31 protein-coding genes are annotated in these 26,650 nt (G+C 65.6%); 13 read left to right on the top strand and 18 right to left on the bottom strand.

What is annotated here, in order from left to right:
- Positions 1–13 precede the first annotated feature (13 nt).
- The 9 genes from VH326_RS15955 (at position 14) to VH326_RS15915 (ending at position 7,801) form a co-directional block, all read left to right on the top strand.
- Complete coding sequence (locus tag VH326_RS15955; RefSeq protein WP_329632832.1) at positions 14–1,123, top strand: MBL fold metallo-hydrolase; 1,110 nt, start codon at positions 14–16, stop codon at positions 1,121–1,123.
- 59 nt (positions 1,124–1,182) lie between these two features.
- Positions 1,183–1,641: a hypothetical protein gene (locus VH326_RS15950; protein ID WP_329632831.1), complete on the top strand. Its 459-nt coding sequence runs from the start codon at positions 1,183–1,185 to the stop codon at positions 1,639–1,641.
- 75 nt (positions 1,642–1,716) lie between these two features.
- Entirely contained in the window at positions 1,717–3,924 is a 2,208-nt protein-coding gene (gene uvrB, locus VH326_RS15945) for an excinuclease ABC subunit UvrB (RefSeq protein ID WP_329632830.1), read from the top strand.
- 82 nt (positions 3,925–4,006) lie between these two features.
- The gene (locus VH326_RS15940) at positions 4,007–4,273 is read left to right on the top strand and encodes a type II toxin-antitoxin system HicA family toxin (RefSeq protein WP_329632829.1); all 267 of its coding nucleotides are present in this window, start codon (positions 4,007–4,009) and stop codon (positions 4,271–4,273) included.
- Positions 4,273–4,503, top strand: coding sequence for a type II toxin-antitoxin system HicB family antitoxin (locus tag VH326_RS15935; RefSeq protein WP_329632828.1), 231 nt, complete (start codon positions 4,273–4,275; stop codon positions 4,501–4,503). The genes VH326_RS15940 and VH326_RS15935 overlap by 1 nt, the downstream gene beginning before the upstream one ends.
- A gap of 292 nt (positions 4,504–4,795) precedes the next feature.
- A complete protein-coding gene (locus VH326_RS15930) occupies positions 4,796–5,305 on the top strand; it encodes a hypothetical protein (RefSeq protein WP_329632827.1) in 510 nt (169 codons plus the stop codon).
- A 40-nt stretch (positions 5,306–5,345) separates the two neighbouring features.
- Positions 5,346–5,495, top strand: coding sequence for a hypothetical protein (locus VH326_RS15925; RefSeq protein WP_329632826.1), 150 nt, complete (start codon positions 5,346–5,348; stop codon positions 5,493–5,495).
- Between the two features lie 3 nt (positions 5,496–5,498).
- A complete protein-coding gene (locus VH326_RS15920; protein WP_329632825.1) occupies positions 5,499–5,771 on the top strand; it encodes a DUF3175 domain-containing protein in 273 nt (90 codons plus the stop codon).
- 422 nt (positions 5,772–6,193) lie between these two features.
- The gene (locus VH326_RS15915) at positions 6,194–7,801 is read left to right on the top strand and encodes an amidase (protein WP_329632824.1); all 1,608 of its coding nucleotides are present in this window, start codon (positions 6,194–6,196) and stop codon (positions 7,799–7,801) included.
- On the opposite strand, the gene VH326_RS15910 is transcribed toward VH326_RS15915, so the two are convergent.
- Positions 7,798–8,190 (bottom strand): DUF4345 domain-containing protein, encoded by a 393-nt coding sequence (locus VH326_RS15910; protein WP_329632823.1) that lies wholly within the window; start codon positions 8,188–8,190, stop codon positions 7,798–7,800. The genes VH326_RS15915 and VH326_RS15910 overlap by 4 nt on opposite strands.
- The gene (locus VH326_RS15905) at positions 8,187–8,639 is read right to left on the bottom strand and encodes a DUF2721 domain-containing protein (RefSeq protein ID WP_329632846.1); all 453 of its coding nucleotides are present in this window, start codon (positions 8,637–8,639) and stop codon (positions 8,187–8,189) included. The genes VH326_RS15910 and VH326_RS15905 overlap by 4 nt, the downstream gene beginning before the upstream one ends.
- Positions 8,640–8,730: 91 nt before the next feature.
- On the opposite strand from VH326_RS15905, the gene VH326_RS15900 reads away from it, so the two are divergent.
- The gene (locus VH326_RS15900; RefSeq protein WP_329632822.1) at positions 8,731–9,840 is read left to right on the top strand and encodes a GNAT family N-acetyltransferase; all 1,110 of its coding nucleotides are present in this window, start codon (positions 8,731–8,733) and stop codon (positions 9,838–9,840) included.
- On the opposite strand, the gene VH326_RS15895 is transcribed toward VH326_RS15900, so the two are convergent.
- From VH326_RS15895 to lnt, 5 genes are all read right to left on the bottom strand, one after another.
- Positions 9,837–10,646 (bottom strand): ParB N-terminal domain-containing protein, encoded by an 810-nt coding sequence (locus VH326_RS15895; RefSeq protein WP_329632821.1) that lies wholly within the window; start codon positions 10,644–10,646, stop codon positions 9,837–9,839. The two genes, VH326_RS15900 and VH326_RS15895, sit on opposite strands and share 4 nt — an antisense overlap.
- 20 nt (positions 10,647–10,666) lie before the next feature.
- Complete coding sequence (trmB, locus tag VH326_RS15890; RefSeq protein ID WP_329632820.1) at positions 10,667–11,347, bottom strand: tRNA (guanosine(46)-N7)-methyltransferase TrmB; 681 nt, start codon at positions 11,345–11,347, stop codon at positions 10,667–10,669.
- A 115-nt stretch (positions 11,348–11,462) separates the two neighbouring features.
- Positions 11,463–11,996 carry a hypothetical protein gene (locus VH326_RS15885; RefSeq protein ID WP_329632819.1) on the bottom strand — a complete coding sequence of 178 codons (534 nt, stop codon included), beginning with the start codon at positions 11,994–11,996 and terminating at the stop codon, positions 11,463–11,465.
- A gap of 195 nt (positions 11,997–12,191) precedes the next feature.
- Positions 12,192–13,406, bottom strand: a complete 1,215-nt coding sequence (gene metK, locus VH326_RS15880; RefSeq protein ID WP_329632818.1) for a methionine adenosyltransferase — start codon at positions 13,404–13,406, stop codon at positions 12,192–12,194.
- Positions 13,407–13,486: 80 nt separating this feature from the next.
- Positions 13,487–15,058, bottom strand: coding sequence for an apolipoprotein N-acyltransferase (gene lnt, locus VH326_RS15875; RefSeq protein WP_329632817.1), 1,572 nt, complete (start codon positions 15,056–15,058; stop codon positions 13,487–13,489).
- A 145-nt stretch (positions 15,059–15,203) separates the two neighbouring features.
- On the opposite strand from lnt, the gene VH326_RS15870 reads away from it, so the two are divergent.
- Both VH326_RS15870 and VH326_RS15865 read left to right on the top strand, forming a co-directional pair.
- On the top strand, positions 15,204–15,620 hold the full coding sequence (locus tag VH326_RS15870; RefSeq protein WP_329632845.1) for a VOC family protein: 417 nt from the start codon (positions 15,204–15,206) through the stop codon (positions 15,618–15,620).
- Positions 15,621–15,642: 22 nt separating this feature from the next.
- Entirely contained in the window at positions 15,643–15,945 is a 303-nt protein-coding gene (locus VH326_RS15865; RefSeq protein ID WP_329632816.1) for a polyhydroxyalkanoic acid system family protein, read from the top strand.
- Here the strand turns inward: VH326_RS15865 and VH326_RS15860 are convergent.
- The gene (locus VH326_RS15860; protein WP_329632815.1) at positions 15,942–16,433 is read right to left on the bottom strand and encodes a helix-turn-helix domain-containing protein; all 492 of its coding nucleotides are present in this window, start codon (positions 16,431–16,433) and stop codon (positions 15,942–15,944) included. The genes VH326_RS15865 and VH326_RS15860 overlap by 4 nt on opposite strands.
- 197 nt (positions 16,434–16,630) lie before the next feature.
- Positions 16,631–17,986, bottom strand: coding sequence for a sorbosone dehydrogenase family protein (locus VH326_RS15855; RefSeq protein WP_329632814.1), 1,356 nt, complete (start codon positions 17,984–17,986; stop codon positions 16,631–16,633).
- A gap of 77 nt (positions 17,987–18,063) precedes the next feature.
- Between VH326_RS15855 and VH326_RS15850 the strand changes: the two genes are divergently transcribed.
- On the top strand, positions 18,064–18,471 hold the full coding sequence (locus VH326_RS15850) for a DUF1801 domain-containing protein (protein ID WP_329632813.1): 408 nt from the start codon (positions 18,064–18,066) through the stop codon (positions 18,469–18,471).
- A 35-nt stretch (positions 18,472–18,506) separates the two neighbouring features.
- Here VH326_RS15850 and katG read toward each other — a convergent pair whose 3' ends face one another.
- The 9 genes from katG to VH326_RS15805 form a co-directional block, all read right to left on the bottom strand.
- Complete coding sequence (katG, locus tag VH326_RS15845; protein WP_329632812.1) at positions 18,507–20,720, bottom strand: catalase/peroxidase HPI; 2,214 nt, start codon at positions 20,718–20,720, stop codon at positions 18,507–18,509.
- A 118-nt stretch (positions 20,721–20,838) separates the two neighbouring features.
- Positions 20,839–21,729, bottom strand: coding sequence for a hemolysin family protein (locus VH326_RS15840; RefSeq protein WP_329632811.1), 891 nt, complete (start codon positions 21,727–21,729; stop codon positions 20,839–20,841).
- A gap of 8 nt (positions 21,730–21,737) precedes the next feature.
- A complete protein-coding gene (ybeY, locus tag VH326_RS15835; protein WP_329632810.1) occupies positions 21,738–22,247 on the bottom strand; it encodes an rRNA maturation RNase YbeY in 510 nt (169 codons plus the stop codon).
- Positions 22,244–22,642, bottom strand: coding sequence for a type II toxin-antitoxin system VapC family toxin (locus tag VH326_RS15830; RefSeq protein WP_329632809.1), 399 nt, complete (start codon positions 22,640–22,642; stop codon positions 22,244–22,246). Before VH326_RS15830 ends, ybeY begins: the two co-directional genes overlap by 4 nt.
- Positions 22,639–22,899 carry a type II toxin-antitoxin system VapB family antitoxin gene (locus VH326_RS15825; RefSeq protein WP_329632808.1) on the bottom strand — a complete coding sequence of 87 codons (261 nt, stop codon included), beginning with the start codon at positions 22,897–22,899 and terminating at the stop codon, positions 22,639–22,641. Before VH326_RS15825 ends, VH326_RS15830 begins: the two co-directional genes overlap by 4 nt.
- Positions 22,900–22,944: 45 nt before the next feature.
- On the bottom strand, positions 22,945–23,940 hold the full coding sequence (locus VH326_RS15820) for a PhoH family protein (protein ID WP_329632807.1): 996 nt from the start codon (positions 23,938–23,940) through the stop codon (positions 22,945–22,947).
- A 33-nt stretch (positions 23,941–23,973) separates the two neighbouring features.
- Entirely contained in the window at positions 23,974–25,287 is a 1,314-nt protein-coding gene (gene miaB, locus VH326_RS15815; RefSeq protein ID WP_329632806.1) for a tRNA (N6-isopentenyl adenosine(37)-C2)-methylthiotransferase MiaB, read from the bottom strand.
- Positions 25,284–26,105, bottom strand: a complete 822-nt coding sequence (locus VH326_RS15810) for a lysophospholipid acyltransferase family protein (protein WP_329632844.1) — start codon at positions 26,103–26,105, stop codon at positions 25,284–25,286. Before VH326_RS15810 ends, miaB begins: the two co-directional genes overlap by 4 nt.
- Positions 26,106–26,149: 44 nt before the next feature.
- Positions 26,150–26,572 carry a Fur family transcriptional regulator gene (locus tag VH326_RS15805; RefSeq protein ID WP_329632805.1) on the bottom strand — a complete coding sequence of 141 codons (423 nt, stop codon included), beginning with the start codon at positions 26,570–26,572 and terminating at the stop codon, positions 26,150–26,152.
- Between the last annotated feature and the right edge of the window lie 78 nt (positions 26,573–26,650).

Genomic DNA, 26,650 nt, shown 5'->3' with positions numbered 1-26,650 from the left:
CCTGCTTTGGCTCATGGTCGCGCTATGCCTCGCGCTGACGATCGTGCCGCATTTCCTCGACGCGCGTTATTATCGCGGGCCCGTAACCGACCATTTCGACGGTGAGCGCTTCTTCAATCCCGATGGCGACGACGGCGTGCCGGTGAGCGGGAGCGGGCCGATCCTGCGCTATCTCACTGGCGGTGACGACAAGCCCGACTGGCCGTCGCGAGTTGCGATCACTCCGGCCAAGCCGCCCGCGCGGGTGCCGGGCGGCCGGATGCTGGTGACGTGGATCGGGCATTCGAGCGTGCTGGTGCAGACGCAGGGGCTCAACATTCTGACGGATCCGGTGTGGAGCGACACTGCCGGGCCGTTCGGGATCGGCCCGAAGCGGGTGGCTGAGCCGGGGGTGCGGTTCGAGGATCTGCCCAGGATCGACCTCGTCCTCGTCAGCCACGACCATTACGATCATATGGACCTGGCGACGCTCAAGCGGCTGTGGGCGCGCGATCGCCCGCTCGTCGTGACATCGCTCGGCAACGACAGCGTGATCGGTCAGGCGGGGGTGCCCGCGACCGCGCGCGACTGGGGCGGGCGAGTGCAGGTCCGGCCGGGGATTCAGGTCATCGTCAACCGCGGGCACCATTGGGACAGCCGCTGGTTCGCCGACCGCGACCGCGCTTTATGGTCGGGCTTCGTCCTGACCTTGCCCGGCGGAAATTTGTTCTTCGCAGGCGACACCGGCGCGGGCGACCTCAAATGGGCGGACCAGGCGGCGAGCTACGGCCCGATCCGGCTCGCGCTGATCCCGATCGGCGCGTTCCGTTTTGCGGCGGGGCAGATGGCGGCGGGGAGCCATATCGGCCCGGTCGATGCGGTCGAGGTCTACCGCCGGCTCGGCGCCGCCCACGCGATCGGCGTGCACTGGGGAACGTTCCGGCTGTCGTACGAGGCGTGGGACACGCCGCCCAAGCTGCTCGCCGACGCCGAGCGCTGCACCGGCCAAAGCGGGTTCGAGTCGATCGCGATCGGGCGGAGCGTCGCGGTGCCGGGCTCCGCGCCGCCGCCATCGCGCCCCGCTATGTCCCGCGACGCGCTGCTCCATTGCCTCGACACGCCAGCGGTCGCCGCGTTGCGGTGAGCCGTGCTTGAGGGGCGCCGCCCCGTGGTGCTATGACGTCAGTCGAGGGGGAAGGGGCCATGGCCGCACGTCCGGCGCCATCGTCGCGCTATGAAACGAGCATCGACCGAGTAGGGCTGGCGATCGGCGCGGGTGGCCTGATGGGCGGCGCGATCGCGGTATTGCTGATGGTGTTTTCGGGCCCGGTGGGGGTCGGCGCGCTTGTCGCGGGGCTGGCGATCGGATCGCTGATGACCGCGCTGGCGATCACCGCGCTCGCGGCGATCCCCTGGGCGCTGCTCCATGCCAGCGGTCGGCGCGGGCCGGTCGCCGCGGCGATTCTGGGTGCCGCGATCGGGTTCGTGCTGTTCCTCGGCGGGCAGACCTATGGATACGGCATGTTCACGGCGCCGGCGATGGATTCGCGGACCTGGCTCTACCGCTGGGCGAGCGGGGTCCTGACCAGCCTGGTGATGGCGGCGATGTCGGCGGGCGTCGCGGCGGTGATGTGGCGGGTGGCCTATCGGAAGGTGGGGTAGGGCGGCGCGATCTCGCTAGCGTAACCGTTCCCGCTTTGTTGCGGCCCGGCATCGGAGGCCCCATATTGCCGCGATATGGCAATCCAGATCCGCACCAGCCTGGCCGAGCCCGACACCGGCCAGTCGTTCATCCCGCATCGCCCCGAGCGCCCGGCCAAGGTCGAGGGCGGCAAGGCATTCAAGCTGGTCAGCGACTACCAGCCGTCGGGCGACCAGCCGGCCGCGATCAAGGAGTTGACCGAAGCCGCGCTGGCGGGCGAGCGCGACCAGGTGCTGCTCGGCGTCACCGGGTCGGGCAAGACCTTCACCATGGCCAAGGTGATCGAGACGCTGCAACGCCCCGCGCTGATCCTCGCGCCGAACAAGATCCTCGCCGCGCAGCTCTACGGCGAGTTCAAGTCGTTCTTCCCGGAGAATGCGGTCGAGTATTTCGTCAGCTATTACGACTATTACCAGCCCGAGGCGTACGTGCCGCGGTCGGACACCTATATCGAGAAGGAAAGCTCGGTGAACGAGGCGATCGACCGGATGCGGCATTCCGCCACTCGGTCGCTGCTCGAGCGCGACGACGTGATCATCGTCGCGTCGGTATCGTGCCTGTACGGAATCGGATCGGTCGAGACCTATTCGGCGATGATCTTCGACCTCAAGAAGGGCCAGACCGTCGACCAGCGCGAGATCGTGCGCAAGCTCGTCGCGCTGCAGTACAAGCGCAACGACCAGGCGTTCCAGCGCGGCAATTTCCGCGTGAAGGGCGACAATCTCGAAATCTTCCCGTCGCATTACGAGGACACGGCGTGGCGCGTGTCGTTCTTCGGCGACGATATCGAGGATATCGTCGAGTTCGATCCGCTGACGGGGAAGAAGGTCGCGAGCCTCAACTATGTCCGCGTGTTCGCCAATTCGCACTATGTGACGCCGGGGCCGACGCTCAAGCAGGCGATGGAGGCGATCAAGCACGAGCTCGCGGAGCGATTGAAGGAGCTGCAGGCAGAGGGCAAATTGCTCGAGGCGCAGCGGATCGAGCAGCGCACCAATTTCGACCTCGAGATGATCGCGGCGACGGGCAGCTGCGCGGGGATCGAGAATTACTCGCGCTTCCTGACCGGGCGAATGCCCGGCGAGCCGCCGCCGACCTTGTTCGAATATCTTCCCGAGAACGCCTTGCTGTTCGTCGACGAGAGTCATCAGACGATCGGCCAGATCAATGGCATGGCGCGCGGCGACCATCGGCGGAAGATCACGCTCGCCGAATACGGTTTTCGGCTGCCGTCGTGCATCGACAACCGGCCGCTGCGCTTCAACGAGTGGGACGCGATGCGACCGCAGACCACCTATGTCTCGGCGACTCCGGGCGGGTGGGAGATGGAGCAGACCGGCGGGGTGTTTGCCGAGCAGGTGATCCGTCCGACCGGGCTGATCGACCCGCCGGTCCAAATCCGCCCGGTCGAGGATCAGGTGCAGGATTGCATCAACGAATGCCGGAAGACCGCCGAGATGGGATACCGCACGCTCGTCACGACGCTGACCAAGCGGATGGCGGAGGATCTGACCGAGTTCATGCACGAAGCGGGCTTGCGCGTGCGGTACATGCATAGCGACGTCGAGACGCTCGAAAGAATCGAGTTGATTCGTGACCTTAGGCTTGGTGTCTACGACGTTCTGGTAGGCATCAACTTGCTCCGCGAAGGTCTCGATATTCCCGAATGCGGGCTGGTGACGATCCTCGACGCCGACAAGGAAGGCTTCCTGCGCTCCGAGACCTCATTGATCCAGACGATCGGCCGCGCCGCGCGCAACGTCGACGGGCGCGTCATCCTCTATGCCGACCGCATGACCGGGAGCATGGAGCGGGCGATCAACGAGACCAATCGGCGACGAGAGAAGCAACGTGAATACAACACGCTGCACGGAATTACTCCCACGACGATCAAGCGCAACATCGGCGACATTATCAAGGACGTGGCGAGCCGCGACCAGGTAACGGTCGAGATCGACGAAGACCGCCCGCACATGGTCGGCCACAATCTGCGCGCGTATATCGAGGAACTCGAAAAGAAGATGCGCAAGGCCGCGTCGGACCTCGAGTTCGAGGAAGCCGGACGCCTGCGCGACGAGATCCGCAGCCTCGAAGCCGAAGAACTCGGCTTGCCCCACGAAGAACATCGTGCGCCGATCATCGGCAGGTCGAACGAAGGCAAACCAGGCACGCGCAAGACGCGCTATGGAAAGCAGAGCAAGATGCGCGCTGGGATGCCGGGGAGCAGCCGACGGGCACGGTAATTTTGCTGCGAGTTATGGATTCCGTGGATCGAACCAAATAACTGTTGCACACGATTCAAATTGGCGATTCTTGGATGGCTTCATGGAGACGCAGCATGACCCGTATCGCCAAACTATCGCTTGGATCTTGGCCAACCCGCGCACGTCGATGTCGTTTCAGGATTTCGAACGGCTGTTGAAGGCCTTTGGTTTTCGTCACGACCGCACGGTTGGCAGTCATCGGCAATATGTTCACTCGCGCGTGCCCCGGCCATTTCCGGTGCAGCCGGGCGGGAAAGAGGCAAAGCGCTATCAGGTCGGCGAGTTTCTTGATATGATTACGGAGTACGGCCTGACGATGGACGAGTGATGGACCCCCGCTATCATATCAATCTTATGTGGTCCGATGAGGACGAATGCTGGATCGCCGATGTACCGGATCTGCGACCATGCTCTTCGCATGGCGACAGTCCGACCGAGGCGCTGGCGAACGTCCGTGATGCTATAGCGGGTTGGCTGGAAGTAGCCCGAGACCGGAACTATCCCATCCCCGAGCCACGGTATCGACCGGCCATTTATGCGGCGCGTTTCGCGGCTTGAGCGATGGCACATATGCGACAAGGCCAATTGACCGCGGCGCACGAATGGTGGCGGCATCTTCGCGATACCAAGCGCGCATTCTGGAAGGCAGAACGCAAGATGCAGCGACGAGACACTGCCGCTCGCGTCGGTGAAGATCACTGACCCAGGATCAGATGTGCTTGTCGACATAGCATGGCTGGAGACTTGATCATTTCCTGTTGAACGGAAAGCTCACGTCGCACGCCGCCAAATCGCATGCTTCTGCCGCTTTGGGATTGAGCAACGGTGCCGTCGCCGCCATGTCCTGATGATGCGCACGTTTCTTTCAATCGCCGCCCTGCTGACCTTGGCCGGTTGCATGACGCCCCGGCCCGCGCCGATGGTCAAGCCAGCCCCCGTCGTCACCCCGGTGTCGCGGCCCACGCCCATACCGGTTCCCCTCGCTGCCGACTGGAATGACTGGCCGTTCACGCCGGGGGATTGGCGGTATCTGCAGCAGCCGGGCTCGTCCGCCGCCAGCTTCGGTGCGGGCGCGGAAACTCGACTCACGCTGCGCTGCGACCGCTTTACGCATCAGGTCCAGCTCGCGGGCATCCGCGATGCCGCGGTGACGGTGCGTACGACCAGTATGACTCGGACGATCGCGCCGACGCGGGTGGCTGGCGAGTCGCCCTACGCCGTGACGCTGGCTGTCAACGATCCATTGCTCGATGCCATCGCGTTCAGTCGCGGGCGCTTCGTGATTCAGCAAAATGGACCGCCACTGGTGCTGCCGCCCTATGCCGAAATAGGGCGCGTGATCGAGGATTGCCGGGGATAGGTCGCGGCCCTCGTGCGTTTTGACGGGCGAGGAGAAAGCCATGATCCGCAAGCTCAAATCGGGTGAGTACCGGCTCTATTCGAAGAAGGTCGACCCCAAGACCCACAAGCGCCGCAACCTCGGCACGTTCGATACCAAGAAGGCCGCGCAGGACCACGAGCGCGATGTCCAATATTTCAAGCGGCACTGAGCGATGGTCGAGAAGAAATGGTCGCAGGACGTGACCGACCATTCCGACGCGCTCGACCTCACGAAAGACGTGTTCACGCGCGACGATCCGAAATCGATTGCGCTGTCGCTCAAGCGCTCCGCCGAGCACAGCAAGCGCCGCAAGGGCACGCCGTTCCAGTCGGCGATGTCGATGCTGACCTTCTATATCAATCGCGCGGGCAAGGACTTGCCGGCTGAGCAGAAGAGGGTGCTGGAGAAAGCGAAGGATGAGTTGCGCGCCGCGTTCGGTCGCTAAGCGGCAGCCAAGGCGAAAGAGATTCGTCCAATTTTTGGTGCATTACAAGACTTGAAATGCACGCGCGGTCGATTCACATTCGCTGGGTGTCCAGCGTTGGGCACGCCGTTTCAACAAGCGAAAGGAGGTGATCCGATGTCTCATGGTTCAGCAGTGGGGTCGGTTCAGTTCGTTCGGGGGGCGCGCCGCTAAATCCGCCGGGTTCGCGCGGGAGGTATCCCCCTCCAGTCAACGCATGAACCCATAGGAATAGCGGTCCGCATGGTCCTCCGGGCTGGAGCTCTCCGGCCGCTGACCATGTTAGGAGGTTGCCGGGGTGTCGGAAGACCCCCGGCAGCCTCTTTTCATTTGGGGGGACGGCGCTGGCTTGTCGAATGGCCGCGCATGGTGAAATAACGTGCCAAAGAAAAAGGGGAATCGCCATGCACCGTATCGCCGCCCTGCTGTTACTCGCCTTGCCGCTGCCCGCCATTGCGCAGAGCGCACCGCCGCCGCCGGGAGTCCCCGTTCCGCCCGATTTTGTTACCGAGCAGTCGATCGATCAGCTCCAGGCGACGATGGCGAACGGCGCGGCGAGCAGTGAGACGATCACGCTCGAATATCTTCGCCGGATTGCCAACATGGACCGCGCCGGGCCCGCGTTGCGTTCCGTGATTTCGCTCAACCCCGACGCCATCGCCGAAGCGCGCGCGAGCGACGCGCGGCGAAAGGCGGGCAAGCCGCTTGGGCCGCTCGACGGCGTGCCGATCCTGATCAAGGACAATATCGAGACCAGGGATCCGATCGCGACCACGGCCGGGAGCCTCGCGCTCAAGGACAATGTCACGCATCGCGACGCGCCGGTGATCGCCCGGCTGCGCGCGCAGGGCGCGGTGATCCTCGGCAAGACCAATCTGAGCGAGTGGGCAAACATCCGGTCGACCAAGGCGATGAGCGGGTGGAGCGCGGTCGGCGGGCTGGTGCGCAACCCCTACGCGCTCGATCGCACGGCGTGCGGGTCGTCGAGCGGAACCGGAGCCGGGATCGCGGCGAGCTTTGCGGCGGCGGGGCTGGGGACAGAGACCGACGGATCGGTGGTGTGCCCGTCGTCGTTGAACGGGCTGGTCGGGCTGAAGCCGACGCTTGGGCTCGTCAGCCGCACCTATGTCGTGCCGATCAGCCACAGCCAGGACACGCCGGGACCGATGGCGCGCAGCGTCAAGGACGTTGCGATCCTGTTCGACGCGATGGCTGGCTACGATCCAGCCGACCCGGCTAGTGTGAACACCCAATATCGGGCGGCGCATTCCTATGCCGCGTCGCTGTCGCGCGCATCGCTGAAGGGCGTGCGGATCGCAGTCTATCGCCCCGACATGACGCCGCTCGAGACGGCCAGGTTCGATGCGGCGCTGGCGGTGTTGAAGGCGCAGGGTGCGGTGCTGGTCGACGTCCAGCGTCCCAAAACCGACGGCATGGGCGATGCCGAGTTCGACGTGCTCAAGTTCGAGCTCAAGAGCGATCTCGACAAATATCTTGGGTCGACGCCGGCCGCGGTGAAGACCCGCACGCTCAATGACGTGATCGCGTTCGATACGGCCAATGCCGGTGCCGAAATGCCGTACTTCGCGCAGGAAATCTTCGACATGGCGGCGAAGTCGAAGGGTGTGGACGAGCCGACCTATGCCGCGCAACGCGCCAAGTCGCTCGCCGCCGCACGCGGGGCGATCGATACGATGCTGAAGGACGCCACCGCGACGATCCTGGTTCAGCCGAGCTACGGCCCCGCATGGCTCAGCGACCCGATCTACGGCGACCAATATGGCGGGCCGAGTTCGTCCGAACTGCCGGCGATTTCGGGCTATCCCAATTTGACCGTGCCGATGGGGCTGGTGCGCGGGCTGCCGGTCGGGCTGTCGTTCATCGGCCCGGCCTATAGCGAGCAGACGTTGCTCGACGCGGGCTATGCTTATGAGCAAGCGTCGCACGCGCGAGTCGCGCCGCTCTATCTGCCGACCGCCGATGCCGGGCCAGAGGCCGACGGCAAGCGTTAGGGGCGATAGCGGCGCGCGAAGCTCGCCTGCCACAGCATCAGCAGCGGGACGGCGCCAAGCTCCATCGCGAAGCCGAAGACGTGGCCTGCGCTCGGTGGGCCGACCGCGATCAGCGACACGACTCGCGCCAGCCCGCCGCACACCACCAGCGCGCCGAGCAGCCGGAAGCGCGCGCCCTTATGCTCGATCCCCGGGATGCAGCTGACGAACGCCAGCCCTACGCCGAAGAAGATCCCCGATATGTAGCGGAAATGGCTGTCGAGGTCCGTCGGGACAACCGGCGGATGGCCGAGGAAATGCGGCCCGTGGAGGATGCTGGTCCCGCCGACCGACAGCGGGACAAGGCAGGCGATCGCGACCACCAGCTGGAGCAGGCGCTTTTCGATCATTTGTGCTCCAGCAATTCGGGGCGGACTCGCACCGCAAGAAGCGAGCCGCGCACTTCGATGATGAACGCGACCAGCGACGATATCAGCAGCCCCATCGCGAGGATGAAGGCGATCGCGACCGTGCTGCCGATCTGAAGGTCGACGAGCTCCGCGACGAACAGCAACGCGACCACCGTGCACGTCATCACCGCGCTCGACACTGCGAGGAACAGAGCTGCGTTGATGATGACGATGCGCTTGGCGAGCAGCCGCAATTCCCAGACGTGGCGGTCATGCTCGGGCCCGGTCGAACTCGGATGCAGCGCCTCGAGCGCGCGTGCGCGATCGATTACGCGCGACAGCCGCCCGGCGAGCACGTTGAGCAGTCCCGAGATGCCCGCGAGCATGAACACCGGCGACAGCGACAGCTGGATCGTCTGGGCGATCGTCGAGACGGCGTTGGGCAGCATCGCGACATGATGGCGTGTGCGGGCACCGATGGGAAGCCGCGTGAGGCCGATCTCCACCGCTTGGTAACTGCGCGCATCTAAAGCTCGCGGCATGACCAAGCCGATGCTGCTCTCCGACTTTGTCCGGTTGCCGCCGACGATGCGCGCGACGGCCTTCGATGGGCTGTCGGGGCTGATCGACAAGGTCGCGCAAGCCGCACCGACGAGCCATGCCTTCCTGCGCTACCAATGGTTTGCCGCCGCGACCGCCGCGTACGGGCTGCGCGCGCGAACTTTGGTGGTCGAGCGCGACGGCGACCCGGTGATCGCGATGCCGATCGCGCAGGTGGGGCCGCGCCGGGCGCGGCTGGCGATGGTGCCGGGCAGCTATTGGCCGTTTCGCGGATTTCCCGCGCGCGCCGACGCGGAGGACGCGGGGTTCGACGTGCTGCTCGACCGGCTGGCGGCGGAGGTCAACGGCTTGCGCGTCGGGCCGAGTTACGATGGCGACCCCGTCACCAGCGTGCTGATCGCCGCCGCGCGCCGTCGCGGCTGGGCGGTGCTCGACCGCTTCGTCGCCGACAGCTTCGCCTTGGACATGGCGGCCGCCAGCACCGACGGCGCCTGGCCGCGCAGTTCGACGCTCAAGAAGAACCGTTTCCTCGAAAAGCATCTGGCGGAGCATGGCGAGCTCGACTGGCGGTTCCTGACCGGCGCCGATCTTGCCGCCGGCGGTTTCGACCAGCTCGCTGCGGTCGAAGAGAAGAGCTGGATCGCCGCGCGCACCGACGGCCGCGACGCCAAGTTCACGCGCACCGGCCACGGCGCGTTCTGGCGCCAGGCGATGGCCGACCCGGTGCTCGCGGAGATGGCCTGCGCGGCGTTGCTGACGGTCGGTGGCGAGCCCGCGGCGTTCTCGTTCGACCTCAATTTGGGCACGCTCAAATACGCGATCGCCAACGGCTACGATCCGGCGTTCGCCAAGCAGTCGCCCGGGAAGTTGCTCTATTACCGCAACCTCGTCCGCGCGCTCGAAGACGGGATGACGGACGTCGATTGGGGCGCGGGCGACAGCGGGTACAAGCGTGTGATCGGCGCGGAGCAGGGGCCGGCGATCCGCGATTGGTTGCTGCTACGCCCGGGCGTGCCAGCGGTGCTCGGCCGGATGCTGAGCGGCATGTGGCGGCGGTCGGGGCGTCAGACGACGGCGGCCGAAGCCTAGTCTGCGCTGCCCCAGCGCACCGCGATCCCGTCGGCCGCGGCGCCATCGATCATCGCCTTGACCACGCGCGCGAGCATTTCGGGCGACAAATCGCGTTCGGCGTCCAATCGGATCGTGACCGCGCGGTCACTGGCATCGAGAATCGCGAGCGACAGCCGTTCGGCGAGGGCTTCCGGTTCGTCCTCGACAATACGCAACAGCCGCAGCACTTCGGCGGCAGGGTAGGGCGCTAACCCATCGCCGCGCCGCGCCGCCTGCGCGCGCGCGATCTGCGCCGCGGTAGCGAGAATCGCCGGCGCGTGCGGGCCGCCGAGCCCCTGCCGGACCTCGGCGAGCATCGCTGGCGCCAGCGCCGCATCGCCGAACGCATCCCGGACGACATCGGGCAAGCCATCGACTTCGCCGGGGTCACCCCCTGCCAGCCGCTCGGCACCCTCATCGTCGACCAACTCGACTCGGACCAGCAGATCGAGGTCGGGAATCGCGGTGTCGTGGAGGTAGCGCACGGCGACATAATCGCGTGCCCCGGCGATCACTTCGTATTCGATATCGCGGTCGTCGAACACCGGCCGCACCGTCACCGGCTCGCTTTGGCCGTCGCGCGCGATCGCGGTGATCCGGTCGCGGCACTCCTCCGGCGTCGGAGCGTCGCCGCCGCCATGCCACAGCCGCACGCACCCTGGGTCCACCGCGAAGGCCGTGCCGGGCTCGGGCGGCGCGGTGAGGACGGGGGCATGATCGGGGTCGGGCTGCGACGCGCGGCGCAGCAGGCTGGCAAAGCTCGGCTTGCTGCGGCGCGCGGTCATGGCGGCACGTTATTACGGGATCACACGCGGCGGTAGCGAAAATACCACACTTCGTGGCCGTGCCGCCGCGCCTTGCGCTCGTAGCGAGTCTCCGGCCAGTCGTCCGGCCGCACGAGGAAGTCCTGCGGCGTTCGCGCGGTCCATTCGAAGTCGCGCCGCCGGTTCATCACCATCATCGCCCAGCGGCAATAGGTCGGGTCATCAGTGCCGAGCCGAAACTCGCAGCCGGGCTCGAGCTTGGCCGCGATCAGATCGAGCGGTCCGTCATTGACCATCCGCCGCTTGGCATGCCGCGCCTTGGGCCAGGGATCGGGGTGGAGCAGATAGACTCGGCTCAGGCTGGCATCGGGCAGCCGCTCGATCACGTCGAGTGCGTCGCCCATATGGAGCCGGACGTTGTCGAGCTCCGCGTCGCGGATATGATTGAGCGCGCCGACGACGCCGTTGAGGAACGGCTCGCAGCCGATAAAGCCATGATCGGGCCGCGCGGCGGCCTGGCCGGCGAGATGCTCGCCCGCGCCGAAGCCGATTTCCAGCTCGAGCGGACGGTCGTCACCGAACAACGTGCGGGCATCGAGCGGTCCGCTCTCCGGGACTGCGATTTCGGGCAGCAGTTCCTCGACCAGCGACGCTTGGCCATGTCGCAACTTGTGCCCTTGGCGGCGGCCATAGAGACGGCGGATCGTAGTGGGGTCGCTCATCGACCGCGCGGGTAGCAACGTTGGGTGCCGGACGCCATGGCGGGTCAGGGCGCTGGACAGTATCTTCCGAACAACCGGCCTAGACGTCGGCAGCGGTTTTCCAGCCTACCTGCGGCTAGCGGTGGGCGTAGAAATGCATGAATAGCGATAGGGCGATCGGAGTGACGAATATCAGTATCAGCGCCGGAATCCCCGGAAGATTGGCCGCGGGCATTTTGATGCGCAGTTCGGCTATGTCGGGCAGCTCGCCGTGACGAGCGGACGACACGACCTGTTCGAACTCCCCCCGGGAGACCTCGAAGGGCGGTAGGTTCACCTTGATCGGCTTTTCGCCGTCCGTGGGGTTGATGCGGTAGTAACCCGACCCCCTTCCGCAGTCGACGAATACGAGGTCGCACAGGCGTGACCACGGATAGTGCCGCGCGCTATTGCCGTGAATATAGGTGAAGCCCTCGGTCGATATGTTCATGCGGTCGAGCGTCGCCGTTCTTGCGAACCAGACGCTCGCCACTGTCGCGCCCAAGACGGGCAGGGCGGCTATCTGCAGGACGGATGACCACGAATGCGCCAGGAAAAATCTATGGGGGTCGAACGCCGCCTCGAGAAGCCAGAGGGCGAAGGCCATGATCGGCAACACGATGATGTACACCAGAGTGTTCGACCATGGCTCTTGCTGATAGACTATTTCGTTCTTCGATTGCGTGAACATTGCGACTATCGATCAAGGGATACGATGGTCGAGGTAACCCGTCCGGTTTAACGAAGTTTTAAGCGTCGGTCCGCCCCCATAAAAAAGGCCGGAGATTTCTCTCCGGCCCGGCAATTTCTAAGCGAGCAGCGCGGCTTAGTTCGCCAGCGCGGCCCTCAAATCGTCGACCAGATCGGTCCGCTCCCACGGAAAGAAATCGCCTTCGGGCTTGCGGCCGAAGTGACCGTACGCTGCCGTACGCGCGTAGATCGGCTTGTTGAGGCCGAGGTGCGTGCGGATGCCGCGCGGGGTCAGCCCGCCGAGCTTCTCGATCTTGCCGATGGCGGCTTCCAGCCTGTCGTCGCCGACCGTGCCGGTGCCGTGCGTGTCGACGTAGAGCGACAGCGGCTTCGATACGCCGATCGCGTAGGCGAGCTGGATCGTGCAGCGCTGCGCGAGGCCGGCCGCGACGATGTTCTTCGCTAGATAGCGCGTGATGTACGCGGCCGAGCGATCGACCTTGGTCGGGTCCTTGCCGCTGAACGCGCCGCCGCCGTGCGGGGCGGCACCACCATAGGTGTCGACGATGATCTTGCGGCCGGTAAGGCCCGCGTCGCCGTCGGGCCCACCGATCTCGAAGCTTCCCGTCGGGTTGATGTGATAGACGGTGTGGTCGCCAAGCAGATGGGCGGGAATCACGCCGGCGATCACGTCCTTGACGTAAGCGTGAAGCTCGGCTTCCTTGTCGCCCTCGTCATACCCCTTGCCGTGCTGGGTCGAGACGACCACCGCGGTGCAGGCGACCGGAACGCTGCCTTCGTAGCTCAGCGTGACCTGGCTCTTGGTGTCGGGCTCGAGGAACGGCGCCTTGCCCGAATGGCGGTCGGCCGCCATCTGCTCGAGAATTTTGTGGCTGTAATAGAGCGTCGCCGGCATCAGGTCGGGCGTGTCGTTGGCGGCGTAACCGAACATGATGCCTTGGTCGCCGGCGCCTTCGTCCTTGTTGCCGCTCGCATCGACGCCCTGCGCGATGTGCGCAGACTGCGGATGCAGGTTGTTCTCGAACCGCAGCGTCTGCCAGTGGAAGCCGTCCTGCTCGTAGCCGATCCGCTTGACGGTATCGCGCACCGCCTGCTCGACCTCGGCCTCGACGCCCGGCGCCCAATTGCCGTCCTCATCCATGATGCCCTTGCCGCGGATTTCGCCGGCGAGGACGACCAATTGCGTGGTGGTCAGCGTCTCGCACGCGATGCGCGCTTCGGGGTCCTTCGACAGGAACAGATCGACGATCGCGTCGGAAATCTGGTCGGAGACCTTGTCGGGATGGCCTTCGGAGACCGATTCGGACGTGAAAAGATAATTGGAACGCATGGAAATTCCTCTTGGGGATGGGAGGAAAGCCGGGCCGTTGCCATGCCCATATAAAGCTTTCCTTATATGCGGGTCGGCTCCTAGCGGGCGCGCCGCCTTATGGCAATCGCGCAAATCGCCAGCAGCGCCGCGACGATCGCGGCCATCCAGTTGCCGAGCCGCGAGAAGGGGGGGGGCGCGTAGCGCGGCGGGATCGGCGCTTCGATCGCGCCGGTCTTGTGCATGCCGATCGATTCGATGAGTTGCCCGTCGGCACCGATGATCGCGGATATGCCGGTCGGCGTCGCGCGGATCACCGGCAAGCCCTCTTCGATCGCGCGGAGCTGCGCCTGCGCGAGATGCGCCGGTGGGCCGAGATCGCCGAACCAGGCGTCGTTCGACGGGTTGAACAGGAAATCGGGGCGGTGCCCCGGCTCGACCGTGTTCCCCGAAAAAATGATCTCGTAGCAGACCAGCATGCCGACCCGGCCGAACCCCGGGACGTTCATCGTGCGCGGACCTGGGCCGGGGACGAAGTCGACGTCGCCGGGCACGAGCCGCGACAATCCGATCGATTCGAGCAAAGGCCGCATCGGCAGATACTCGCCATAAGGGACCAAGTGCGCCTTGTCGTAGCGGCCGTGCAGCCGCGCGTCGGGGCCGACCAGAATGATCGAATTGGTCGCCGCCGTCATGTCTTCGGCGGCGTTGAACGTCATCGTCTGCGCGCCGGTCAGGATCGCGTCGTCGTCGTCGAGCAACGCCGCCATGCGGAGCCGCGCCATCGCCGCGCTGCCGAGTTCGATATAGACGTAGCGCGGATAGCCGTCCTCGACCGGAAAGCGCACCGCGCCCTCGGGCCAGAAGATCAGCCGCGGCGGCGCGGCGGGGTCGGTACGGCGCGACAGCTTGGCGAGCGCCTGGAAATTGTTCTCGGCATATTCGGGGGTGGGGCGTTCTTCCTCGGGCAGATTAGGCTGGACGACGCGAAGCAGGCGCGTGCTCGCCGGTTGGGGCACGCAGGTCGCGATGCGGCAGCGGTCGGTCGAGGCGAGGGTTGCGATCGCGAACATCGGGATGAAGAGGGCAGCGAGCCGCCAGCGGCGCTTCACCAGCAGCATCAGCGCACCTGCGGCGGCGACGACCAGCCCCGACAGCGCGTAGGTGCCCGTCAGCCACGCGGCGTTGGCGAGGCCCGGCGGCACCAGCACGAGCGACAGCGGATCCCAAGGATAGCCGGTGAACATCACCCCGCGCAGATATTCGGTGGCGATCCATGCCGCGCCCGCCGTGAGCACGAACGCGGCGTCGCTGACCGGCGCGGGGTCGCCCTTCGCGGCGGGACTGGCCAGCCGCCATGCCAGCGCGGCGGCGAGCATCGGGTAGATCGCCAGGTAGAACGAGAGCAGCAGCACCGCGAAATAGCCCAGCCAGTGCGGCATCGCGTCCTGGAACTCGAACGGCTGCTGGATCCAGGCATTGGCGACGCAGAAATGCCCGACGCCGAACAGCCAGCCGATGCGGAGGACTCGGCGCAGCGTCGGGGCTTCGTGAACGAGGTGCAGCCACAAGGCGACAGCGACGAGCGTCAGCGGCCAGGCGTTCCACGGCGGGAAGCCGAGCGCGGAGGCTGCGCCGAGCGCGAGGGGGAGGAGGAAGGCGAGACGGTGCATCACATTGGGCTATCGCGGGTATCGTGGGGAGAGGCAACGCTCGACCTTACGCCTCCGCGGCGAAGGCCGGGGCCCAGTTGGGGTGCATCGAAACTGGACGCGAGCCTTCGCCGGGGAGGCGAAATAGGATAGGGGCCGCTGAATGATGCTCCGACCTTTCCACCTCGCCTTCCCGGTTCACGACCTCGCTGCCGCCCGCGCATTCTACGGCGGCACGCTAGGTTGTGCCGAAGGACGCAGCGCAGAAACGTGGATCGACTTCGACCTGTTCGGGCACCAGATCGTCGCGCACCTCGATCCCGCCGCGAAACCGGTCGCGGTGGAGAACGCGGTTGATGGCCACGAGGTGCCGGTGCCGCATTTCGGCGTCGTGCTGACGATGGACGACTGGCGCGTGCTCGCGGATCGCGTGGCGGCGGCGGGCGTCGGCTTCGGAATCGAGCCGCATATCCGCTTCGTCGGCCAGCCCGGCGAACAGGCCACGATGTTCTTTCGCGATCCCAGCGGCAACGCGCTCGAGTTCAAGGCGTTCGCCGACGATTCGCAGTTGTTTGCCACGTGACCGTGGCGGGGCTGTTCGCGACATGACCGATCCGATCACCGTCGAGGTGCCGCACAAGCTCGGCCTTACCGAGGCGCGGCGACGAGTCGAGGGCGGGATCGGCAAGCTTGCCGGGATGATCCCCGGCGGTGCCGCGGTCGATCATCGCTGGGACGGCGACGTGCTCCATTTCACCGTGGCGGCGATGGGGCAGCGCATCGCGAGCCAGCTCGATGTGCGCGCCGATCGCGTGATCGCGACCATAGTCTTGCCGCCATTCCTCGCTTTGTTCGCCGACAAGCTCCGCGCAAAGCTCGCCAAGGAAGCGCCCAAGCTGCTGCGCTAGGCGGGCCCCGCCTCGATCACGCCCGCTCGGAGCAGGACATCGGCGGCGCGCGCGAATTCGGTCAGCAGCTTTTCGAGCAGCGGTTCGTAGCCGCGATCCTGGATCGCACCGGGGACGATGGTGACGCCGCCGCGCGGGTCCTCGATCAGGACGCCGCGCTCGATCAGTTGCGCGATATGGCGCCGCACCGTTTCGCGCGGCAGCCCCGTCGCCGCGGCGATTGCGCTGCGCGACATCGGCACCACCCACTCGCGCGGCAGCACCGCGGTCGCGGTGAATTCGGGCGGCACGTTGCGCTCGCGCATCAGCTTTTGGATGTTGCCGGTCACCACCGTCACATAGATGAGCAGCATCGACGGGTTCATCGTCTCGTGCTCGGACATGATGCGATGCGTCGACAAGAACATGTTGAGCAGCGGAAACATCGCGGTTCGCCAGTGCGCCGACATCCGCCCGGGCACCGTCGCGACTCGATCGCCGTTGGCCATCACTTTCCTCCGCCCTCAAGGAACATGCCCATTTTGGGCAGCTCGGCGATTTTCGTCAACGTGTCTGCGGTGCGGATGGTGTAAGGCCGTGGAATCGAACGGAAAGAAGCGCGAGCCGATCAATGGCCGACGCGCGGACCCTTTCGGTGTCGTAGGTGTTCGGGCTGCGTGGTCGGGGGGCCATCGCAGCCCGTCGCTTATTTGGCGGGGGCTGGTGCCGCCTGCGGCGTCGCCGAGCTTACCCGCCAGATCGTGTTGCCGACATCGTCCGCGACGAGCAGCGCACCGCTCGTGTCGATGGCGACCCCGACCGGCCGGCCGCGGGCGTCGCCCCGCGCATCGAGGAAGCCGGTCAGCACGTCGACCGGCTTGACGTTGGGCAGCGGGAATCCCTTGTCGCCGAACGGCACGTAGATGACCTTGTAGCCCGACACCGGCTTGCGGTTCCACGATCCGTGCTGGCCGACGAACGCGCCGTTCATGAATTGCGCGCCGAGCCGCGATTCGGATGCGAACGCCAGCCCGAGCGACGCCGTATGCGGCCCCAACGCATAATCGGGGCGCTTGACGTATTGCTGAAGCTCCGGGTTTTCGGGCTTCACGCGATGGTCCGGGTAGCCGCCCCAATAATACCAGGGCCACCCGAAATTATCGCCCGCCTCGACCGCGCTCATGTAATCGGGCGGCGTGTCGGACCCCAGCATGTCGCGCTCGTTGACCGCCACCCACAGGCTGTGCGTGTTCGGTTCGAGCGCGAGGCCTTGCGGATTGCGCAGCCCCCCGGCGTAGATGCGATACCCCTTCCGGTCGGGATATACTTGCAGGATGTCGGCGCGCAGCTTCTCGGCGTCGAGCCCGTTGTCGGCTATGTTGCTCGACGATCCGATGCTGACATAGAGCGTCTTGCCATCCTCGGCGACGATCACGTTGCGCGCCCAATGCTGGCCGCCGCCGGGATATTTCACCACGGTTTCGGGCTTGGCGGTGATCCTGGTCTGGCCGGGAACGAACGGAAAGCGCACCAGCTGGTCGGTGTCGGCGACGTAGAGGTAGCCGCCAAGCAACGCCATCCCGAACGGCGAGTTGAGCCCGGTCAGCAACGGCAGCTTGGTCTCGGCCACGCCGTCGCCGTCGGCATCGCGCAACAGCATGATGCGGTTGGGGGAGGGCATGCCCGCGCCCGCCTTCTTCATCAAATAGTCCATCACCCAGCCGGAAATCCCGCCGCCTTCGCGCGGGGGCGAGTTGCTTTCGGCGACCAGCACATCGCCATTGGGGAGGCGGTATATCCAGCGCGGATGATCGAGCCCGCTGGCGAACGCGTTGACCTTGAGCCCGGCGGCGGCGGTCGGCGTCTCACCGGCCTTCCAGCCGACCGCGTCGGCGACGCCGATCGTCGGCCAGATTTGGGCGCGCGGGGCCGCGATGTCGGGCTTGCGCCCGCTAACCGCGGCCACGCTCAATCGTGCCTCGTCGGGCTGGCCGAAATAGAGGTACAGCCCGCCGAGCAATGCCAGGACGAGCGCAACACCGATCAGGATTCTCTGGCGCATCGCGACAGGATAGTAAGGGTATCCGCGCTGGGCAATGTTATAGCATCATCCACGCAGCATCGGAGCCGAGGAGCAACATGAGCGAGACCAAGTCCGAGAGCGGAAAGACGCCATCGCAGCTGATCGACGAGCGGATCGAGGCGCTGGGGGACTGGCGCGGCGACCTGCTCGCGCGGCTGCGCGCGACCATCTTGAAAGCGGATTCCGGCATCGTCGAAGAATGGAAATGGCGCGGCGTGCCGGTCTGGTATCGCGACGGGATGATCTGCACCGGGGAGACCTACAAGAGCGTCGTCAAGATGACCTTCGCCAAGGGTGCGTCGCTCGACGATCCTTCGAAACTGTTCAATTCGAGCCTGGACGGCAACGTCCGCCGCGCGATCGATTTTCATGAAGGCGAGCAAGTCGACGAGGTCGCGCTGACCGCGCTGATCCGCGGCGCGATCGCGCTCAACCAGACGCCAAAGAAAAAGCCGCCGGCGTAAAGGCCGGCGGCTCGTTCGTTGCAGCGGACCTCCCGTCAGGCGGCGAGGTCGAAGCGGTCGGCGTTCATCACCTTGGTCCATGCTGCGACGAAGTCCTTGACGAACTTTTCCGCGCCGCCCTTCTCGGCATAGACCTCGCCGACCGCGCGCAGCTCCGAGTTCGACCCGAAGATCAGGTCGGCGCGGGTGGCATGCCATTTGGTGTGGCCCTCGGCGCGGTCGGTCGCGACATATTCCACGTCGCCGCTGTCCTCCACAGCCTTCCAGACATTGGTCATGTCATAGAGATTGACAAAGAAGTCATTGGTCAGCTGGCCCGAACGCTGGGTGAAGTGGCCGTGGCCGCGCTCGCCGTGGTTGGCACCGAGCACGCGCAGGCCGCCGATCAGCACCACCATCTCGGGCACCGACAAACCGAGCAGCGACGCCTTGTCGAGCATCATCTCCTCGACCTTCAACGCCAGCTTCTTCTTGCCGATATAGTTGCGGAAGGCATCGGCCTCCGGCTCCATCACCGCGAAGCTGTCGGCGTCGGTCTGCTCGGCGGTCGCGTCGCCGCGCCCCCCGGTGAAGGGCACGGTCGTGCTGCCGCCGGCGTCCTTGATCGCCCTTTCGAGACCCACCACCCCGCCGAGCACGATCGCGTCGGCCATCGACATCGAACCGCGCAACCCGTCGAGCGTGTCGAGCACCTTGGCGAGCATCTCGGGCTCGTTGACGTCCCAATCCTTCTGCGGCGCCAACCGAACGCGCGCGCCGTTGGCGCCGCCGCGATGGTCGGACTTGCGATAGGTGCTGGCCGAGGCCCAGGCGGTCTTGATCAGCTGGCTGACGGTCAGGCCCCCCGACTCGACAGCACCGGCAATCTTCGCCTTCACCGCCGCGACGTCGGCGTCCGACGGCGAGGTGCCCGCGGGGATCGGATCCTGCCAGATCAAATCTTCGGCCGGTACCTCGGGCCCGAGATAGCGGACCTTGGGCCCCATGTCGCGGTGCGTCAGCTTGAACCAGGCGCGGGCGAAGGCATGCTTGAACGCCTCATGGTCGTTGCGGAACCGCTCGCTGATCGCGCGGAATTGGGGATCGCGCTTCAGCGCCATGTCCGCCGTCGTCATCATCGTCGGGACCTTGATGTTCGGATCCCAGGCGGCCGGCGCCATGTCCTCCTCTTTCTGGTCGATCGGTTGCCACTGGTTGGCACCGGCGGGCGACTTCACCAGCTCGTATTCGTAATCGAACAGCAGCCGGAAATAATTGTCGGTCCATTCCTTGGGCGTGTTGGTCCACGCGCCCTCGATCCCGCTGGTGACGGTGTGCTCGCCGATCCCGCCGCTTTCATGGCTGCTGACCCAGCCGAAACCCTGCGCGGCCAGGTCGCCGCCCGAAGGCGCGGCGCCGAGCAACGAAGCGTCGCCGTTCCCATGCGCCTTGCCGAAGGTGTGGCCGCCGGCGGTCAGCGCGACGGTTTCCTCGGCGTCCATCGCCATCCGCGCGAACGTTTCCTTCATGTCTCGCGCCATGCCGGCGTCGTCGTGCGGATTGCCCTGCGGCCCTTCGGGGTTGACGTAGATCAGGCCCATCTGGATCGCGGCGAGCGGTCCTTCGAGTTCGTGCATGCCATGCTCAGGCGAGATGCGGGTCTGCACGCCCTCATTGACCCACTTGTCTTCCGAACCCCAATAGATGTCGCGTTCGGGCTCGTAGACATCGGGGCGACCGCCGCCGAAGCCGAATACCGGCCCGCCCATGCTCTCGATCGCGACGTTGCCGGCGAGGATGAACAGGTCGGCCCAGCTGATCGCCTGACCGTATTTCTGCTTGATCGGCCACAGCAAGCGCCGCGCCTTGTCGAGGTTACCGTTGTCGGGCCAGCTGTCGAGCGGGGCGAAGCGCTGTTGCCCGCTATTGGCGCCGCCGCGCCCGTCGGCGGTGCGATACGTACCCGCCGCGTGCCACGCCATTCGGATGAAGAAGGGCCCGTAATGCCCATAATCCGCCGGCCACCATGGCTGGCTGTCGGTCATCAGCGCGGTCAGATCGGCCTTGAGCGCCGCGTAATCGAGGCCCTTGAACGCTTCGGCATAGTTGAAATCCTTGCCCATCGGATTGGACGCGCCGTTGGGATTGAGGATCTCGGTAGCGAGCATCTCGGGCCACCAATCCTTGTTGGTGCGGCCCAGCAACGCGCGCACGCCGCCGCCATTCATCGGGCAGCCGCCACTGTCGATCGAGCCGGTCTTCGCGTCCATGGAAATCATCCTCCGGGTTGGGGTTGGAAACTGTCCTAGCGGGCGATGGCGACCCCGCAAAGATTTATGCAATGACTTAATCCAATCTCGGCGAGCGAGAAAATCGATCAGTCGTGAATCAAGACTCGGTGTCTTCCGGCGCCGCCTTGGGCGGATGGAGCCGCAGCCGTTCGACCTTGCGCGAGTCCGATTCCAGCACTTCGAGGACCCACCCAGACGGCGTCGTCAGGCACTCGCCCTTGGCGGGCACCCGCCCGGCGATCACCGCCGCGAGACCACCCAGCGTATCGACATCCTCGTCATGCTCGGCCAGCCGCGGATCGATCGTCTCCGCGACGTCCTCGAGCTCGACTCGCGCATCGGCATCCCATGCGCCGCCATCGAGCGGCACCAGCATGGCCTCGGGGGCGTCGTCATGCTCGTCCTCGATATCGCCGGTGATCTCCTCGATCAGATCCTCGATCGTCACCAGCCCTTCGGTCCCCGAATATTCGTCGAGCACGATCGCGAGATGGACTCGCTTCGACCGCATCTCCGCGAGCAGATCGAGCGCGCCCATCGCCATCGGCACGTAGAGCGGCTCGCGCACCAGCATGTCGATGCTTTCGGGCGGCGCCGTTCCGCTCGCCAGGATCGCGAACACGTCCTTGAGGTGGATCATTCCGACCACCGCATCCAGACTTTCGCGGTAGACCGGCATTCGGCTGTGGCCGGCTTCTGCGAATTGGCGGACCAATTCGGTGAAACTGGTGCTCTGTTCGACCGCGATGATGTCCGCGCGCGGCACGCCGACCTCGCCCGCGTCGCGCTCACCGAAATGGAGGACGTTCTTGACCATCTGGCGCTCGATCGGCGACAGGTCGCCCGCCGCGTCGGGCGCGGGATCGTCCTCGTGGCGCTCGATTACGTCTTCGAGCTGTTCGCGTAAGCTGCCTTCCTCGCCGAAGATCGACGCCTTCAGCTTGCGCCAGATACTGTCGCCTTGGTCGGTAGCGGGGCCCTCGGCCATGGTCTTCGTCAGTCCTCGTCGATCAGATAGGGGTCGGCGATGCCGAGCTGGCCGAGCGCTCCGGTCTCGATCGCCTCCATCGCATCGGCCTCGCGCTCGTCGATATGGTCATAGCCTAGCAGATGCAGCGTGCCGTGCACGATTAAATGGGTTGCGTGGGTTTGCAGATCGATGCCGCGCGCCGCCGCCTCCGTCGCGCAAACGCCATGCGCGAGGACGATATCGCCGAGCAGGACTTCGCCGTCGTCGCTGTTGCCGGTGACGGTTTCGAGCAGATCGGGCTCGACCATCGGGAAGGACAAGACGTTGGTCGGCTTATCCTTGCCGCGATACTGGCGATTGAGCGTCTGGACTTCGTCGTCGGTGGTGAGCCGCATCGAGATCTCGATTGCCGCCGCGACGGTCAGCAACTCGCCGTGCGGCGTCAACTGAATCGCCGCGCGCGCGGAGCGGGTGGCCAGCTCGTCCCAGTCCAAAGCAGGCCACGGCTCTTCGATCGACAGCGCAATATCGATCATGCGAGGTCCGTGTGGATGAAATCGCTTCCCTTGTAGAGCAAGCGGGCGCCGTTGATCTTGGCACAGGCATAGGCGAAGCAATCGCCCATGTTGAGTTTCGCGCGGTGGCCGGAGCCCTTGCCGTATTTTTCATAGGCATCGAGCGCCAATGACCGTTCGGCCTCGTCGATCGGCACGAGACGAAAAGGACCCAGCCCGGCGACCTGTTCGACCGCCCGCCGTGCGGTCGCGACGGAAAATTTCCGGGAAAAACAAAGGCTCGAAATGCTCTCCCAACACGACATAGCAGACCATAATATCTCGTCGGCCTCGCGGATCGCGGACTTGTAGACGTTCGCGTCGTCTTCCTGGGCAATCATTGCGACCAATGCCGAGGCGTCGACGAAGACGATCAAGCAGGTTCATCCCACAAACGGTCGAAAAACGCCTTGTCGGACTTCCTGCCGGTCGATGGAGGAAGAGGATTTTCCCGTTGCCACGCATCGAAACGTGCGATGAAATCGTCTGTCGCCTCGGCGGGACCCGGCCGCAATTCGCGCTCCAACGCCTGCATGCCACGGCGAACGGTTTCGGTCTGGGTAGTGCGGAGCCGTTGTGCCATTCGTCGTACCTCGGCGGCGGTCTTGCCATCCTTGATGAACAAAGAAGCCATAAAAACTCCTGGATATCCCAAGGGTAGTCTAGGATATCCTAACAATCAAGCCCGCGGTCCCTCATACGCTTCGACGATCCGTCCGACGATCGGGTGGCGCACGACGTCGGCGGCGGTGAAGCGCGACATCGCGATGCTCTCGATCCCCTCGAGTCGCGTGACCGCGTCGCGCAGGCCCGACGCATCGACGCCGCCGGGGATATCGACCTGGTTGGGGTCGCCGCAGATCACCATCCGCGCGCGCTCCCCGAATCGCGTGAGGAACATCTTCATCTGCGCGGGCGTGGTGTTCTGCGCCTCGTCAAGGATGATGAAGGCATCGGCCAGCGTTCGCCCGCGCATGAAGGCGATGGGCGCGATCTCGATCTCGCCCGACGCGATGCGCCGCTCCACCTGCTCGGCGGGCAGGCAATCGTTGAGCGCGTCGTACAAGGGGCGGAGATAGGGATCGACCTTCTCCTTCATGTCGCCGGGGAGAAAGCCGAGCTTCTCGCCTGCCTCGACCGCGGGGCGCGACAGGATCAGCCGCTGGACGCTGCCGGTGATGAGCTGCGAAACCGCTTGCGCGACCGCGAGATAGGTCTTGCCGGTGCCCGCCGGCCCGAGCGCGAAGATCATGTCGTTGGTGGTCAGCGCGCGCATGTAATGTGCCTGCGCGGGCGTGCGCGGGACAATCGTCTTCTTGCGCGTGCGGATCATGATCGGTGGAGTGGCGCTGGTCGCCGAGACGATGCCATCGAGCTCGGGCTCGGCCGCCATTGCGATCGACGCGTCGACCAGCCCGGTATCGACTTCCTCGCCGCGCTGAATCCGCTTGTAGAGATCGTTGAGCACGTCGCGCCCGATCGCGACTTGCTCGGCCGATCCTTCGAGCCCGACGCGGTTGCCGCGCGCGGTGATGTAGATGCCCAGCCGATGTTCGAGCGCGACGAGGTTCTGGTCGTATTGCCCGAAGAGTTGCGCGAGCAGTTGTGGCTTGTCGAAGGTCAGCTCGACCCGGCTGCGTTCACCGGATTGGGCGGGGACAGGCTTGCGGCTCATGCGGCTCCTTGAGTCTCGACGGTGTTGCCGACGCTAGGCTGCCGCGCGGACCTTCTCAACCGCCGAAAGCGAATTCGGGTCCGCGCGGACGATTTCGACCTCGATTATATCGCCAACCGCCGCGTCGGTGATCAGGTGGATCGATTGCAGCCAAGGCGATTTGCCGAGCATCTGACCGGGAAGCTTGCCCTTGCGCTCGATCAGCACATCGCAGGTGCGGCCGAGCGTGCTGGCGTTGAACGCTGCCTGGTCGCGGTTGAGCGCGGCTTGGAGGCGCTGGAGGCGATCGTCCATCACCTCGGCCGCGACTTGACCGTCCATCGTCGCTGCGGGAGTGCCGGGGCGGGGCGAGTATTTGAAGCTGAACGCCTGGGCGTAGCCGACCGAGTCGATCAGGCTCAGCGTGTCGGCGAACTCGGCCTCGGTCTCGCCGGGGAAACCGACGATGAAATCGCCCGACAGCGCGATGTCGGGGCGCGCCGCGCGGACTCGGTCGAGGATGCGCAGGTAGCTGTCGCGCGAATGGCTGCGGTTCATCACCTTGAGCACGCGGTCGCTGCCCGATTGCACCGGCAGATGGAGGAACGGCATCAGCTTCTCGACGTGCGCGTGCGCGTCGATCAGCCCTTGCGTCATGTCGTTGGGGTGGCTCGTCGTGTAGCGAATCCGCGCGAGGCCGGGGATGCGGTCGAGTTCGCGGATCAGCGCGCCCAAGTCGCGGTCGCCGTCGCGCCACGCGTTGACGTTCTGGCCGAGCAAGGTGATTTCCTTGGCGCCCGCATCGACCAGCGACTTCGCCTCGTCGACCAGCGCCTGCCACGGCCGGCTGATCTCGGCGCCGCGTGTGTAGGGCACGACGCAATAGGTGCAGAACTTGTCGCACCCCTCCTGCACCGTCAGGAACGCGCTCGGCCCGACCTTCCGGCGCGCGGGGAGGGCGCCGAACTTCGACAGGACGGGCATGTCGGTGTCGAGCCCGAGTTCGCCGCGCGATGCCTTGGCGACCAGATCGGGGAGGTTGTGATAGGCCTGCGGGCCGACCACGATGTCGACCTTGGCGCGGTGCGCGATCTCCGCGCCCTCGGCCTGCGCGACGCAACCCGCCACCGCGATCATCGGATTGGCGCCATGTTTCCTCAGGCGACCGATGTCCGAATAGACCTTCTCGGTGGCCTTTTCGCGGATGTGGCAAGTGTTGAGCACGACGAGGTCGGCGGCATTGGCGTCGTCGGTCGCGGTCAGGCCCTGCGCCACCATCAACTCGCCCATCCGCTCGCCGTCATAGACGTTCATCTGGCAGCCGAACGATTTGACGTGGAAAGTTTTCGGGGCGGTCTTGGTGGTCATGGGCCGGGCGCTATAGCGCCGGCATCGGGCGCGGCATAGGCCACCGGTGCGACATCATAGGCAAACGGGCGCAGCGGCTTGCCGAGCACGGCGACCAACGCTTCCTCGATCCGCCGCCGGCTCTCCGCGGCAATCGCCTTGCGGCCGGGGAAGTCTTCGGGGCGGAAGGGCTCGAGGAAATGAACCTTGAGAGGGAAACTGCCGCGCCGCGACAACAGGCGTTTGGCGTTGTCGAGGCCACTCTCGACGCCAATCCAGCCGATTTCCTGGGCGACCGCGCCGTATTCGAGCATCACTGGCTGGACCATCACGCCGGGCGGCGGGGGCTCGAGCACGCGCAGCATCGGCGTCTTGAACGGGAGCAGCGACTGACCGTCGGTCGTCGTACCCTCCGGGAAGACGGTGACCGACCAATTCTCGGCCAGCGCGTCGCGCAGCGCATTGATCTGTTCGGCGACCCCCATGCGGTTCTCGCGCTTGACGTAGACGGTGCGGTTGAGCGTCGAGAGCCAGCCAACCACGGGCGCCTGGCGCAGTTCCTCCTTGGCGACGAACGCGGTGCCGCTCGCGCCCGCGATCGAGAGGATGTCGATCCATGACAGATGGTTGGAGATGTAGAAGACGTCGCGCTTGAGCGGGACGCCGACGCGAGTGACTCGCGCGCCGGCGAGCCGTGCTCCCCAGCCGAGGAAGATGCGCGGCCAGGGCGATGACAGGCGAAACAGCCGCCAGAGATAATGGAGCGGAACGGTGACGAGCAGCGCGGCGATTAGGCCGCCCGCGCGGCGAAGGATGCGGAGCCAGCCCAGCGCGTCGATCGGCGGCGGGTTGCCGGCTGCGGCGGCGGCGCGATGTTCGGGACTCAGCTCTTGCGGTCCAGGCTGACCCCGTACAGCTCCATACGGTGGTCGACGAGGCGAAAGCCGAGCTTTTCGGCGATCTGCTTCTGGAGTTGTTCGAGTTCGGGATCGACGAATTCCATGACCTTGCCGGTCTCGATGTCGATCAGGTGATCGTGGTGCGATTCGGGCGAGGGCTCGTAGCGCGAGCGACCGTCGCCGAAATCGTGACGGTCGAGGATGCCGGCCTCTTCGAACAGCCGCACGGTGCGATAGACCGTCGCGATCGAAATGCCCGGGTCGATCGCGGAGGCGCGTTCATAGACCTTCTCGACGTCGGGATGGTCCTCGGCCTCGCTCAGCACGCGCGCGATCACTCGGCGCTGCTCGGTGATACGCAGCCCCTTTTCGTTGCAGAGAGCTTCCAGATCGATCTTGCGCGCCATGCCGCGGATATAGGCGCTTCGTGCTTATTGCGAAAGGACAGAGTCGTTCGCAAAAAGGGGGTCCGGCAATACAGCGAA

Origin of the sequence: Sphingomonas sp. (assembly GCF_036269755.1) — a bacterium.
Classification (GTDB): Bacteria; Pseudomonadota; Alphaproteobacteria; order Sphingomonadales; family Sphingomonadaceae; genus Sphingomonas.
The sequence above is the reverse complement of the archived record's forward strand: the minus strand, read 5'-3'. Positions and strand labels throughout refer to the sequence as shown.